Source organism: Clostridium sp. M62/1 (genome assembly GCF_020736365.1).
GTDB classification, from domain to species: Bacteria; Bacillota; Clostridia; order Lachnospirales; family Lachnospiraceae; genus Otoolea; species Otoolea saccharolyticum_A.
In genome coordinates this window covers 1663095-1677589 of record NZ_CP085988.1, presented here as the reverse complement: position 1 = coordinate 1677589, position 14495 = coordinate 1663095, and the positions used below count along the sequence as shown (strand labels likewise).

The 14495-nt window shown below is 50.1% G+C and carries 10 protein-coding genes; all 10 read right to left on the bottom strand.

What is annotated here, in order from left to right:
* The 10 genes from LK436_RS07950 to LK436_RS07905 all read right to left on the bottom strand — a co-directional run bounded on the left by LK436_RS07950 (position 1) and on the right by LK436_RS07905 (position 14353).
* Positions 1-1308 (bottom strand): restriction endonuclease subunit S, encoded by a 1308-nt coding sequence (locus LK436_RS07950; RefSeq protein ID WP_008395746.1) that lies wholly within the window; start codon positions 1306-1308, stop codon positions 1-3.
* Positions 1302-3440, bottom strand: coding sequence for a type I restriction-modification system subunit M (locus LK436_RS07945; protein WP_008395747.1), 2139 nt, complete (start codon positions 3438-3440; stop codon positions 1302-1304). The genes LK436_RS07950 and LK436_RS07945 overlap by 7 nt, the downstream gene beginning before the upstream one ends.
* Positions 3437-3856, bottom strand: a complete 420-nt coding sequence (locus tag LK436_RS07940; protein ID WP_044930634.1) for a helix-turn-helix domain-containing protein — start codon at positions 3854-3856, stop codon at positions 3437-3439. The genes LK436_RS07945 and LK436_RS07940 overlap by 4 nt, the downstream gene beginning before the upstream one ends.
* A gap of 157 nt (positions 3857-4013) precedes the next feature.
* A complete protein-coding gene (gene rlmD / locus LK436_RS07935; RefSeq protein WP_008395749.1) occupies positions 4014-5696 on the bottom strand; it encodes a 23S rRNA (uracil(1939)-C(5))-methyltransferase RlmD in 1683 nt (560 codons plus the stop codon).
* Positions 5697-6242: 546 nt separating this feature from the next.
* The gene (locus LK436_RS07930; protein ID WP_021965953.1) at positions 6243-6548 is read right to left on the bottom strand and encodes a hypothetical protein; all 306 of its coding nucleotides are present in this window, start codon (positions 6546-6548) and stop codon (positions 6243-6245) included.
* A gap of 106 nt (positions 6549-6654) precedes the next feature.
* Positions 6655-9147, bottom strand: coding sequence for an ATP-dependent helicase (locus LK436_RS07925; RefSeq protein ID WP_008395752.1), 2493 nt, complete (start codon positions 9145-9147; stop codon positions 6655-6657).
* A 234-nt stretch (positions 9148-9381) separates the two neighbouring features.
* Positions 9382-10032: a flavodoxin family protein gene (locus LK436_RS07920; protein WP_008395753.1), complete on the bottom strand. Its 651-nt coding sequence runs from the start codon at positions 10030-10032 to the stop codon at positions 9382-9384.
* A gap of 288 nt (positions 10033-10320) precedes the next feature.
* Positions 10321-12135, bottom strand: coding sequence for an ABC transporter ATP-binding protein (locus LK436_RS07915; protein WP_008395755.1), 1815 nt, complete (start codon positions 12133-12135; stop codon positions 10321-10323).
* The gene (locus LK436_RS07910; RefSeq protein WP_008395756.1) at positions 12135-13895 is read right to left on the bottom strand and encodes an ABC transporter ATP-binding protein; all 1761 of its coding nucleotides are present in this window, start codon (positions 13893-13895) and stop codon (positions 12135-12137) included. Before LK436_RS07910 ends, LK436_RS07915 begins: the two co-directional genes overlap by 1 nt.
* Positions 13892-14353, bottom strand: coding sequence for a MarR family winged helix-turn-helix transcriptional regulator (locus LK436_RS07905; protein ID WP_008395757.1), 462 nt, complete (start codon positions 14351-14353; stop codon positions 13892-13894). The genes LK436_RS07910 and LK436_RS07905 overlap by 4 nt, the downstream gene beginning before the upstream one ends.
* Positions 14354-14495: the final 142 nt, after the last annotated feature.

Genomic DNA, 14495 nt, shown 5'->3' with positions numbered 1-14495 from the left:
TCACCGTACCTCCTTTACTCGTTTTTTGCCAGTGACATATTCGTAGATAAGAGATTTTTTGTGTTGCTGAATAGTAGAGAGTTGCTTCTTTTTCCCAATAACTAAATTGTCAATTTGAGAGCAAATGTTATTTAAGTATTTAACAATAGCCTTTTGTTCTTCGACCGGCGGGATACAAAACTTGTACTTTCCTAGATTATCTGCTGATAAATTTGGTTGTGCGGTACCATTATCCCACAAATATCGCTGAACTTCCTCTATGTGAGAGTTCAAGCAATAATAAAGATACTCGGCTAAGATTCTCACACTGCGAATTGCCACTAATGATGAAGCAACCGTTCCCTGATTCATATCAACAATGGCATTTTTCCCGACACTTCCTCGCAAGCAATATAAGATATCTCCCGGTCTAAGCTTAACGCCGCCCATTATGCGATACTTTTCTTCAGAAATATAATCCATATTATCCATATTAAGGCCATCACCCTCAAGATGACCTGCATTTATGAATGGTATTCCTTCAGATTGTAATTCGCTTTTAGAGGGATAGTTTTCTCCTCTGTCGCCATTGTGGAATGTGACACGATATTTGATAGGTTCTACATCCCAATGCTCAGGAATTTTCCCAATCCACTCAACCCCGCTGTCTTTCATCGGCACAGACTTATCCAACCCCTTGGTTACCGTTTCAGTAATCAGGGATTTTTTATATTGCTGCAAAAGAGCAATCTGTTTTTCCAAATCTGCGGCAATGCTGTCAATCTGGGCACATTCTTTGTCGAGGTAATCAACGATGGATTGTTGCTCGTTTGAGGATGGTAGAGTTACATACAAATTGCCCAATACACCCATTCCGATATTTTGTTGTGTACCGTAAGACCAAGATTGCTCTACTTGGTGTGTGAAAGAATAGCAAAGAGAGTAGTAGTATATAAATTTCTGTAAAACAGAAATATTATCACAACGAATGAGTGCTAATGGAGACCATATGCTAAATTCTTCATCGGTAGTCACTATGCCGCAGTTCCCGGTTGTCGCTCCAGATTTCACTATAAATATATCATTTTTTTGTGGCCTAACTTTTTTACAAAACAATTTATGATCAGATAGTGAAATATATCCTCTTTTATAATTGAAATCAAGTATGCCGTTTTTTACAGATTCAGCAGATAAAAAAGGAATTCCTTCATCTAATAATTCGGGAGTTTCATGAGGTCCATCTGTTATCGGAGTAGATACTATGTATTTTAACTTTTTCTTTTTAAATGTGTGTCCATTTTCTTCTTCCCAAGTCATAAAATCTACCATTGCTCTCCCTCGCTTTCCTGCAATGCTGCAATTTTTTCGGAGAGGGATTTTTCCAGTTCCATAAACTGTGCCAGCAGATTATCTGCCTTTTCCGGCTCCTTGTACTCGTAAAAGAATCGGGTAAACGGGAACTCTGCGCCCAGTTTTTCTTTATTGGTAGCGCTCTCCTTTTTCTCCGGGTCAAATTCATAGGCCCAGATAGCATCCGGTACATGGGGATACACTTCCGCCTCAAAATATTTCTCTGGGTCCTGGGTGAGCTTGATGATCTCGGTATCCTTAGTGGTAGTGTCCTTGATTATTTCGCCTTTTCGGTCTTTTTGCACCACGGCGGTTTTGTCCATCACCGCCAGCACCATGGCAATGCCAGTCAACCGGCTGGCAGACATCCCCTCGACCTTGCCCAGCAGTGATTTCAGATACTTTTCAAACTCGCCATAATCCATAAACACCTGGTCAGAACGGTTGGCTTCCAGAATGTTCAATACATCCGCTACAAACTGCTGCCCCGCCAGATATTTCTGGTATTTCTTCTCGTCGGCAGCACTGCGGGGGTTCATCTCTTTCAACTGCTCAAAATCCGTCTCATTGAAAATGCTGGAGTTACTGGTGAAGTAGCTGCTGGTCCGCAGTCGCTCAATACTTTCCGCATCCAGCACACCCCGGCGCTGTAACGGCTGATAGACCGCATACTCCTTGTACATAAACTCCTCGTTGGGGAAAATCTTGCAATACTGGTTTTCCTCAAAGTTGGAGTACAGCTCGGTGATTTTTTTCATGCTATCCCGGTCAATTTCCCGACGTTTTTTGCCCAAAGATTTGCGAAGGGGTTTCCACATATCCACCGCATTGATCAGCTGCACCTTTCCACGGCGGTCAGGGCGCTTATTGCGGGACAGAATAAAGATATAAATGCCGATATCGGTGTTATAGAAAAGCTGGGTAGGCAGGGCAATAATGGCTTCAATTAAATCTTCCTCCAGCATCCAGCGCCGAATTTGGCTTTCACCGCTGGTGGTTCCGCCAGAGAAAAGAGGCGAGCCATTGGTAATGATCGCTGCACGCCCGTTTTTCTCATCCAGCTTATTGATGGCGTGCTGCATGAATAGCAGCTGGGCGTCACCCGTTCCAGGCAGACCATGTTCAAACCGTCCGCCCTTCTTGTTTTCCTCACGGACTTTCTTCTCTTGTCCTTCCGGTGCATCTTTGCCACCCCAGGGTGTACCAAACGGGGGATTCATAATCACCAGCCGCATCTTCTGATCCGGGAAGCAGTCCGTTTTCAGGGTGTTAGCTTCCTCATCACCCATAATGTTTTTCACATCCTGGCCTTTGATGAGCATATCTGCCAGACAAATGGCGTAGGATTCGGGATTGATTTCCTGTCCAAACAAGCGCACATCCACATAGGGATTTTTGCGGCGCAGGAAATCATAGGTAGTGGACAGCATACCGCCCGAACCACAGGCAGCATCCAGTACGGTGGCAATTTTACCCTCATCCGTCAACAGGTCGTTGCAGCCCTCTGCCAGCAGTACATTGACCATCAGACGAATTACTTCACGGGGCGTATAGTGATCACCGGCCTCAGCGTTTTCAGAAAAGCGGCGGATAATATCCTCGAAAATGTAGCCCATCTTCATGCTATCCACATGGGCGGGATACAAATCCAAATCCGAGAACTTTTTAACCACGCTGTAAAGGCGGTTGCTCTTATCCATTTTGTCGATCTGGGTGCTGAATTTCAGCAACTTTTCTAGAATCAGTTGGATGTTAGCAGAAAAGCCTTCAATGTAAGACTTGAGGTTGGACGCAATGCTGTCGCTGTCATCCAGAAGGCGTTTCAGGGTAAATTCATTGGTGTTGTAAAAGGGATATTTGGACACCTGGCAAAGAAGCGCAGCTGGGAGGTTAGGGTTCTGCTTGTACTTTGCCACAACTGCATCTTTGGTTTCCTCCAAAGCGCACTCAAACCGGCGGATGATGACCATGGGGATAATAACGTCCTTATATTTATCCGAGGTATAGGCACCACGGAGCGAGTTGGCAATGGACCAGACCAATCCGACTTCCTTGCTTACGTCAATGGACGTATCATCAAACATTACTTCGTAAAAATACTTATCTCTCATTTTATGGGTTCTCCTTCTCTATTCTTTTGAAAAGACGCAAACAGGGCGGAAACACTTTCAATCTGGTCGGGAGTCAGATTACAACCTTCTAACTTCCTCATTGCATCCACTAAATCCTTGTTTTGTGTGATGGTTCGGCAAACATCGGGCGGAGGAACTTTCCGAATCGCCATATACAAATGATCCATGTGGTGGTGCGTCTGCAAATCCGGCTTTAGCTCCTTAATCAGCTTGTCATAGACATCCGCTGTCGGAGCGTTGACACCATCCTCTATGTATTTCATGTTGGAACGGGGCAGGCCAACCCTTTTGGCTAATTGAGATTGGCTGAGCGTTCCACGGCAATCACGAATCAATAAACCAAGTTCGATGATCATATCTTTAGCTCGTTGATCTACAGCCACCTTGTTGGGCAATTCGGCACCTCCTTTCTGGAAATTGTTCTATGTTCTATAACATAGAACAATTATACTATATTCACTATTTATAAGTCAAGTTACACGGTCTCCCTTAACAATAAAAACACGCTACCGACTAAGCCGATAACGTGTTTTTAAGTATGAGTCGCTATCCTTATATCATATGAAAATGTTTCAATGCCTCTACAATTGCCGCTTCCTTTTCCGGCGGGCACTGCGGCACTTTTGCATCTTCCTTCTTTGAAAGGTTATAGTTCTGTCCCATATCCAGCCCACACTTCCGCTTGACCTGGGAGATATACAGGCTGGACACTTTCAACCCATACTTCTCCAGCACATAGGCTTTGATCTCGTCATAGGTAGCCTTGCTCTCCGCCGCTGTCAAATCCAGCTCGTCCAGATTCAGCTCCACCTCAATATGCTGCTTGGTATTAAGTTTGGACAAAAGTACAACCGTCTCAACATTCCCCGTCCCCGGAAACATATCCACGCAGCACGCTCTCTCCACCGCATACCCTCTCGCCGTCAGTATTTCCAGGTCTCTTGCCAGGCTTGTAGGCTTGCAGGACACATACACCATCCGTTCTACACCGAAGTCAATGATCTTTTCTATAGCCTTTGGATGAATCCCATCCCTGGGCGGATCGAGCACGATCAGATCCGGCTTGTCGGTCAGCTCTCCCACTACCTTGAGCACGTCCCCTGCGATGAATTCGCAGTTGGAGAGTCCGTTTCGCTCAGCGTTTACCCTGGAGGCCTCCACGGCCTCCTCCACAATCTCCACGCCTACAACCTTCTGCGCCACAGGTGCCAGAATCTGGGCAATGGTTCCCGTGCCGCTGTACAGGTCGAAGACTACCTTCCCGTCCACGCCTCCTACATACTCTCTGGTTTTCTCATAGAGCACCTCTGCTCCCAGAGAGTTGGTCTGGAAGAAGGAGAACGGAGAAATACGGAATTTAAGCCCCAGAAGCTCCTCGTAAAAGTAATCCTGTCCAAACAGTATCTCTGTGCCCTCATCCTTTACCGCGTCTGCCAGCGTATCATTTTTCGTATGGAGAATGCCGGCCAGAGTCCCTTCCAGCGAAAGAGACAGAATTTTCTCCCTCCACTGGTTCAGAAGCTCCTCCTCTGTCCCGCCAAACTGCTCTGTCTGCAGGGTGTGCGTCTGGGTCGTTGTGATTAAGTCAATAAGAATTTCCCCTGTCTTTACTGCCCTTCTCACAAGCAGGTGGCGCAGATACCCTGTCTGCTGCATCTTTTTATAAAACGGAATCTGTCTCTCTTCAAAAAATTCCTTGGTACAGAGAAGAATCTTCGTAAAATCTTCATGGACAATCCGGCATCCGCCAACTGTCACCACATCGTAAAAGCTGCCTCTCTTATGCATACCCAGGGCTAAGGGGCCATCCTTCACCTCATCTCCGAAGGAAAACTCCATCTTATTTCTGTACCGCTCTGCGGCAGGACTTCCGATAATCCCCTCAAAGTTCCATGTTCCCGAGACTCCCGGTGTCCCCAGCACACCCTCCAGAAACTCTCTTACCTGTCCCTCCTTGATTTTCAGCTGCTCCTCATAGGGAAAGGTCTGAAACAGGCAGCCTCCGCAGATTCCAAAGTGCGGACAGGCATCGGACAGCTCCACAGCTGCCGGTTCTGTCACTTCCAGAAGACGGCCCTCGCATTTTCCCTTTCTCTTTTTATTTACCAGAAATTTTACCTTCTGTCCGGGAAGGGCATTCTTCACCGTAACCCGTTCTCCCTCAATATAAATGATTCCCTTGTTGGGAAAATCCATCTTCTCTACAATCCCCTCGTAAATCTCACCTTTTTTCATCTTGTCTCCTTTTCGTCTCTTCCATGATCTACTGTATCTTCCTGTTCCTTACGGTTATTACTCAGCTTTTTCCATCTTTCTCAGCTTTCCCCATCTTGTCTAATCCTGTAATCTCCTGCCCTTTCCAGGCAGACAGCCCGGATTTTCCGAATCATGCCGCCGGTCTCCTGCTTCCGCTATTGGTGGCATATCCAATATCAGATTTCACAGGCAGCATTCCTGCATTGAGGACATATCCGACTGTATGCCAGTCTGATAGTTTGTCTTTTTTTCCGATAATGCTCCTGCATGGAAGACGCACCCGACCACGGGCAGTACCGGCAGCTTTCCAAATTTCTCTGATAATGCTACGGTTCCTGGCTTCCGACTTCCAACAGTATACACAAAAAATCTGTCTTTGGCTACCTCTGCCGGTATATTTTGTAGTGCTACCGGAACCTCTTTTCCCCTGAAACGTAAGAACGGGGGGCTGTGAAAAAATGAGAAATCATTTTTTCACAGCCCCCCAATTTTCAAAACAGTTCCATCCTGCCCTGATTCTTTCTTTTATTCTTTGTCCTTCTCCTTCTCGACAGCCTCTGCCTCTTCCTCGTCGAAGAAGTCATCGTCGAAGTCATCCTCGAAATCGTCCTCAAAATCCTCCAGATAGTCAGGAGTAAAGAAACGATACACTCCATAAGCGATTGCCGCTACAGCAGCTACCACGCCGATAATCGCCAGAATCCAGAGAATGCAGGTTTTTTTCTTCTCCTCCTCCTCTTTTCTGTGAAGGAATTCGTTGAGTTTTGTGGCATTCATAATCTCTTCCACTCTGTTAAAAGCATCCTTGCCCATCAGATCGAATTTATTCATCTTGTCACGTCCTTTCTCCATAACCTTCTAATGGATATGTCTTTATTATTATACCATTATCTCTGTCTTTTTACTATACATATTTTATGTGAAAACCACAAATTTATTACAATTTTTTCAATTTTGCAAAGGATGCAAACATCTTTTTAATTCCGGCTCTGTCGAAGTCCACGGTCACCTCGTAATCCTTACCGCCATCCACAATATTCTTTACGGTCCCCTCCCCGAATTTTATATGGCAGACACGGTCGCCGGCCTTATAGTCAAGGCTTCCTGCCTTCTGGACCGTGAACTGCTTTCCGAAGGAAGGGGCCGGGCTGGAGGTCTTAGAGGCATAGGCGTTTGGCTTCTGACCAAAGGCGCTGAAGCCGGCCGGACGTTTCGGCACAGTAAACCCTTCTGTGGAGCGGTCCCAGTCGCCGGAGGAGACTGAGGAGCCTCCCCATCCTCCTCCCCAGGAGGAATTGCCCGACCAGGAGGAACCTGAGGAGGACAGACTGCCCTGTCCATCCCCAAATCTTCCGTTCTGACGGCCGGACGGGCGGGAACCAAAGCCCGGCTCAAACTCATCTCCCCAGGGCAGACCGCTGTCGTCAAACTCATCCTCCGCGAAGTGAAGCCCGGATCCGCCGGCTCCCGTTCCTCTTTTCTCAAAGGAAGAGGGCTTGTTCTGCCTGTCCAGGAGAAGGGGCGGGATCTCCTCCACGAAACGGCTGAGCCTGGAAAACCTTGTTTCTCCGTTGGTCATCCTCTGTCTGGCTGCCGTCAGGGTAAGCCTCTCTCTGGCCCTTGTGATTCCCACATAGCAGAGGCGGCGCTCCTCCTCCACCGCGTCCCCGTCGTCGGACATGATTGACATGCTGCTGGGGAACAGCCCATCCTCCATTCCGCTCAGGTACACATGGGGAAATTCCAGTCCCTTGGCGCTGTGGAGCGTCATGAGCACCACACGGTTTTCCGACTCGTCCATGCTGTCCACATCCGCCACCAGAGCCACCTCCTCCAGGAAGCCGTCCAGGGTGGGGTTCTCCTCATTGTCCCAGTAGGCCACTGCCTTGTTGATCAGCTCCTGGATATTCTGAAGCCTGGTTTCCGCCTCGACCTCTCCCTCAGCCTCAATCTCCTTGCGGTATCCGGTGTTTTCAAGGATTTCTTCGATAAGCTCCTTTAAGCTCAGCTCCCCCAGCCTTGCCTTAAAGTCCTCGATCTGTTCTGTAAACACTCCAATCTTGTCAGCTGCCTTCCCGATGGACGGAACAGCCTTCACGCGGAGGAGGGCGTCATAAAAGCTCATACCGCCTGCAGAGGCAAAGGCAGTCACCCTTCCCATGGATGTGGCTCCGATTCCCCGCTTCGGCACATTGACAATTCTCTGGACAGCCAGATCGTCCTGGCCGTTTGCGATGGTTTTCAAATAAGAGAGAATATCCTTGATCTCTTTTCTCTGATAGAAGTTGACGCCGCCCACCAGCCGGTACGGGATGCTGTGGAGAATCATTTTCTCCTCCAGAAGGCGGGACTGGGCGTTGGTCCGGTACAGCACAGCGAAGTCGGAAAAGGGACTGTTTTCCTTGGCGGACTCGGCCTTAATGTCACACGCTATGTAGTCCGCCTCTTCATAAGCTGTGTCAAACTGGGCAAGCCGCACACGCTCGCCCTCCCCGTTGGCCGTCCAGAGGGTTTTATCCTTTCTGCCTCTGTTATTTCGGATCACCTCGTTGGCGGCATTCAGAATATTCTGGGTGGAGCGGTAATTCTGTTCCAGTTTGATGACCTGTGCTCCCGGGAACGCCTTCTCAAAGCTCAGGATATTTTCAATGTCAGCCCCCCTGAACTTGTAGATGGACTGGTCGTCGTCGCCCACCACGCATATATTCCTGTACTTTCCCGCCAGCAGATCAACCAGCTTAAACTGCACCATATTAGTGTCCTGGTACTCGTCCACCATAATGTAGCGGAACCGGTTCTGATAATAGGCGAGAACCTCCTGATCCGCCTCAAACAGCTCCACAGTCTTAACCAGCAGATCGTCGAAATCCAGGGCATTATTATTTTTCAGAGCCTTCTGGTACTCTCCGTAGAGCTCTGCGATCTTTTTCTCCCCGAAGTCCCCCCCTGCGTTTGTAAGGGCCTCGTCTGGCCGGATCATCTCGTTTTTAAGGGAGGAAATCCTTCCCAGCACACTTCTCTCCTTAAACTGCTTGGTATCTACCTGAAGGCGCTTGAAAATCTGCTTCATCAGAGTTCTCTGATCATCCGTGTCATAGATGGTGAAGCTGGTGTCATATCCCAGCCTGTCTATATGTCTTCTGAGGATACGCACACAGGAGGAGTGAAAGGTACTCACCCAGATGCTCTCAGAGCCAAAGCCCACAATCTGGTCCACCCTCTCCCTCATCTCGGCTGCCGCCTTGTTGGTAAAGGTGATGGCCATAATATTCCAGGGGTTCACCCCCTTTTCCTCTATGAGATAGGCTATCCTGTGGGTCAGAACTCTCGTTTTTCCCGAACCGGCTCCAGCCAGAACAAGAAGAGGCCCCTCTGTGTGGAAAACTGCCTCCTGCTGCTTCGGATTCAGCAAATCAAATTTATTTCCCATATTTCTATTCTCCTATATCGTGCTCCATCTGGCAGTATTCTGCCGCGCCGTCTCTTCGGCCTGCACTGCAATGGGTTCATTATAATATATTTCTCCCCCAGTGTCACGAAAAAAATCGAACAGACTTTTGGAATGTGACTCCTCAGTCTGTCCGATTTCCCGGTTCTTGTTTCTTCGCCGGACTTTCTCCGCTCTGTTTTCTCTCAGCCTTCTTCTGTCAGTCTTGTCCTGCCTCTATTTTTCAAACAGCTCGCCTGCTTTTCTGGCAAACCGCTCTCCGTAGATCCGGAAGTCCTCCTTGCAGTCCTCAAAATGAGTTCCCACGGAATCCAGGGCAACCGGCCCCAGATGGATGAAAGGTTTTCCCAGGGAAGCACCGCCGGAGTAGAGAAGCATTCCCTTCACCAGCATGTGGCCGATCATATTCATGAGAGCCACATCGCCTCCCCCCTGGGCATAGTGGGCTGTAGCATACACGCCTCCCAGCTTTCCTGCCAGCTTCAGCTTCCCGCTGTCCACGTCAAACCACTTTTTAATCTGCCAGCAGGTATTGGCAAGCCAGGTAGGCGTTCCGATAATGACTCCGTCGCAGGAGTTTACATACTCCTCGTCCACCGGCTCCTCCACGGAAAAGAGCCTTGCCTCACCGCCGGCGCGCTCCACTCCCTCTGCAATCACAGAGCCCATCTCTCTGGTGTGACCTGTCTGGCTATAATAAATAATTGCAATCTTCATCCTTCTCCATCCTTTCTGCCGTCTGAGCCGCTCCCATCCCCAGGCATTCCCGCCAAAAACAGCCTGCCTGCAGGGCTGACGGCTCCGCAGCCCCTTTTCCGGCTCACCCTGTGTGGCACAACACTGCCTGTGAACCGTTTCTTTTATCATGCCATATCCTCCGGATATGGCGGCCTCCGGCGGAATTTAGCGCCCGGCTTTCAGCAGTGAATGCTGAAACCGGTATGCGCAGATATAATGACCGCTCTGCGGTCATTATATCATATCCTTCGGATATGCCATTCTCCCCCGAGGGATGCGCACTCGCCGAAGTGGTGTTTTGGCTCCCTTCGGGCGCCAGCGGCTCGGCGCAGGTATAATGACCGCTTTGCAGTCATTATACCACAAATTCCCTCTTCTGTCAGAAAAAACTGCTGGAAACGTCTGTGCCCTCCGCGCCTAGGCAAACTGGCTGTTATAGAGCTCTGCGTACGCTCCTCCGGCCTTCAGAAGCTCCCGGTGGCTTCCCTGCTCGATGATATCACCGTCCTTCATCACCAGAATCAGATCTACATCCACAATCGTCGACAGGCGGTGGGCGATGACGAAGCTGGTTCTTCCCTTCATTAACGACTGCATGGCCTCTCCTATGGCCATCTCTGTCCGCGTGTCTACGCTGGATGTGGCCTCATCCAGGATCAGCACCGGAGGATTGCAGAGCATCACCCGGGCGATGGTGAGAAGCTGTCTCTGGCCAACCGAGATATTCTCCGCCTCATTGTCCAGAATGGTATCATATCCCTTGGGGAGAGTGCGGATAAAGAAATCCACATGGGCGGCCTTAGCAGCCGCGATCACCTCTTCTCTGGAGGCATCCGGCCTTCCGTAGGCGATATTTTCCGCTATGGTTCCCCCAAACAGCCAGGTATCCTGAAGCACCATGCCGAAATTTTTCCGAAGCTCCGCCCTGGTCATTTGAGCCGTATCCTCTCCGTCCAGCAGAATCCTTCCGCTGTTTACCTCATAAAAACGCATGAGAAGGTTAATCAGCGTTGTCTTTCCCGCGCCCGTATTTCCTACAATGGCAATTTTCTGCCCCGGTTTTACGGAAAAGCTGATCTGCTTCATCAAAATGTGATCCGGTGAATAGCCAAAGCGCACATCCTGAAATTCCACGCTTCCCCTGGCGCCTGACACGCTTACGGGGTGCTCAGGCTCCTCTGTAATCTCCTCCTCGTCAAGCATTCTGTAAATATGCTCCATGGAGGCCAGAGCCGACTGCATGGAATTGATCATATAGGATGCCTCTGTCAGCGGCTCCGCGGCCTGGTAGACGTACTGGAAAAAGGCCTGGATAGCGCCTACCGTCAATGCCCCGTCAATCAAAAATTTTCCGGCCAGAACGGCAATCAGCACCTGCCCCGTCCGGTTTACAAAGCGGATGGCCGGATTGATGGCCTGGGCCAGAAATTCTGCCTGGATGGAAGTTCTGGCAAGCTCCTCCGAAGCCTCCTTCATGGACGCAAGACTTTCCTCCTCCCGGTTAAATGCCCGGATGATCACGCGCCCGCTGTAGGACTCCTCCACACAGCTGGTCAGCCTGCTCATGGCCCTCTGCCTTCTGGCAGAGAAGCGGAGCGTCTTTCCTGAAAATATATTTGTGAGCACCATGGACAGCCCTGTAAATACCAGGAACACTGCCGTAAGAATAAGGTTATAGCGAAGCATCATAATCAGCGAGCCTGCCGCCAGCCCCACTGAGGTAAACAGCTTCAAAAGCCCGGTCTGAAGGGCCTCTGACATTTTGTCCAGATCGTTTGTGGCGCGGCTTAAAATCTCTCCCGGCTGGTGCCCGTCGAAGTAGGACAGGGGCAGCCTGTTTAATTTCCTGCTGATCTGTTCCCTCAGATTCAGGTTCAGCTTTTCTGCAAAGCCGGCCATCAGGAAATTCTGGGCCGTATAGAACAGCCAGGTGACAGAATAGAGGAGAAACAGGATGAGCAGCTCCCGCCCTCCCCGGGCCCAGCTGAAGCTGAAAACCGTCCTCTGGGCGGCAGACTCCTTCACCCCGTTCCATATCAGATCCACCAGGTGTGCGCTGTAGAGGGGCGATACAATGGAAAACAGCGTATAGCACACAACAGAAATCATGACTAAAAGCAGCCGCAGGTGCTGCTCCGGCGCAGAATCCCACATCCGCTTCATGGTCTTAAGCCCGTTCTTTGGCACCTCCAGCTCCAGTTCATCCTCCAGGTAACTCTTCTCTGTATCCACTATGCCTCCCCTCCCTTCATCTGTGATCGGGCGATTTCCTGGTACACACTGCACTCTCTCAGAAGACTTTCATGTGTTCCGATCCCGGCAATCTGTCCCTCATTCAGCACAATGATCTGCTCTGCGTTCAGAATCGTGTTGATCCTCTGGGCAATGATCAGCACGGCTGCATCCTCCGTCTCTGCCTTCAGCGCCCTTCTGAGGGCGCTGTCCGTCTTAAAGTCCAGAGCAGAAAAGCTGTCATCGAAAATGTACAGATCCGCCTTCTTCATAAGGGCTCTTGCAATGGCAAGCCTCTGCTTCTGGCCGCCGGAGAAATTCGTCCCTCCCTGAGCCACATGAGATTCAAGCCCCTGCTCCAGCTCCCTCACAAAGCCTGCCTGGGCCACATCCAGGGCATGGTACATCTCCTCCTCAGAGGCATCCGGTTTCCCGTACCGGAGATTATCAGCGATGGTCCCGGAAAACAGCCATGCCTTCTGGGGGATATAGGAAATTTTTGAGCGGAGCTCCCTCTGGCTCATCTGCCTTATATCTCTCCCGTCTGCCAGGATGGCTCCCTCCGTCACATCGTAAAAGCGCAGAAGCAGCCTGGCGATGGTCGATTTTCCGCTCCCCGTTCCTCCTATGACAGCCGTTGTCTCCCCTCTGCGGCAGACAAAGTCCAGGTTCTTCAGAGTGTCCTCATCGGCGTCTGCAAACCGGAACGAAACATTTTTAAAGCAGAAGGCCCCGTCTCCTTCCAGTCTGTCTCTTTTTTCATCTCTGTTTTCGTCTCTGTTTTTCTCCTTTTCAGCGTCCTCTCCGTCCTTTACCTCCGGCTCGCAGGTCAGAACCTCCTCAAGCCTTCCCAGACAGACACGCGCCCTGGGCAGGAGAATAATCACCATCTGAGCCATCATCAGATAATAGAGAATCAGGATCGTGTACTCTGTCAGAGCCGTGATGTCGCCGATTTCCATGCTTCCCGCGCCAATCCTGTTTCCTCCGATCCAGAGAATCGCCACGATCAGGATGTTGATTGCAAAGAAGGAAAAGCTGTCAAGGGCGGCAAACAGCTGGTTCGTCTTTACAGCAGCCTCTGCGTAATCCTCAAAGGACTTCTTCATCCTCTTTTTCTCATGGTTTTCCTTGTTAAACGCCCGGATGACCCTCACGCCTGTAATATTTTCCCTCAGCACTACATTCATCCGATCCAGATAGCGCTGGAGCATCTCAAAGATCGAAGCCGCCCTCCGGCTGATAACCAGGGCTAAAAGGATGACAAGCACCACCGCAGCCGCCAGGATTGCCCCCATAGCAGGGTCGATCAGAACTGCCATGACAATCCCCATGACAGAGAGCGCAGGAACCGGGAGCACCATCATGATGCACCACACGGCTGACTGCTGAATCACCGACACGTCATTCAATGTCCTGGTAATCATGGATCCGGTGCCGAACTGCTCAAAATCGTGAATCGAAAAAGAAAGAGTCTTTTCATACAGGGCATTTCTCATATCCCTCCCAAGCAGCGCGGACAGTCTGGCTGACAGAAGGCTGCCAAGCAGGGCACAGCCCCCCGCCAGGACAGTGACTGCCATCATCAGGATTCCCTTCTCTATAATATAGTCCATATTTCCGGTGCCGACACCCACATTGATCAGATCGGCGGTGATGGTGGGTATGACAAGGGCTCCCGCCACATCCAAAAACACGAACAGAAGCGCAGCCGCAGCCAGCCCTCTGTACGGCCTGATAAATCTCATCAAAATCTTCATGATCTTTCCTCCAAAGCCCTGATAGAACTTGTTTCCCGGATCATGGCGTCCACATATATCCGGCTCAGCCGCAGAAACTCCGCCCGGTCCTGCTCAGGCATCCGTATAAATGCCTGATCCTCAGCTTCCATGACAGGAAGAATCTTTTCTCTCACCTCACACCTTCCCCTCTCCGTCAGGTGAATGTGAAGCTCTCTCCCCTTTTCCCCCTTCCTCATAAAGAGGATTCCCTGATTTTCCAGCTTCCGTATCGCCGAGTTGATCGTCTGCTTGCTGGCAGAGAGCTGCTCACAGATCTCCTTCTGAGAACAGCCGTCTCCCAGCTCGCAGATGGTGTACAGAATGGAAAAAATACTGTCTGACATCCCAAGCCTCAGCGAAAGGCTGTGATACAGCTCCTCCAGCTTTTTGTACAGGCGGTTAAATTCTCTGAGCTCCTGCCCCTGATTCTCCTCCATCTTATGCCTCCCTGAACTGTTTTTAATCTTTACTTTCTTCCAGACCGGCCAAGCCGGCTCCGCTCTGCAGCCTTCCGGAGCAATTCGAGACGGCTCCCCTGACCGGGGCTTTCAGAAAGTTTCTCTTAATCCGAAATCGGAC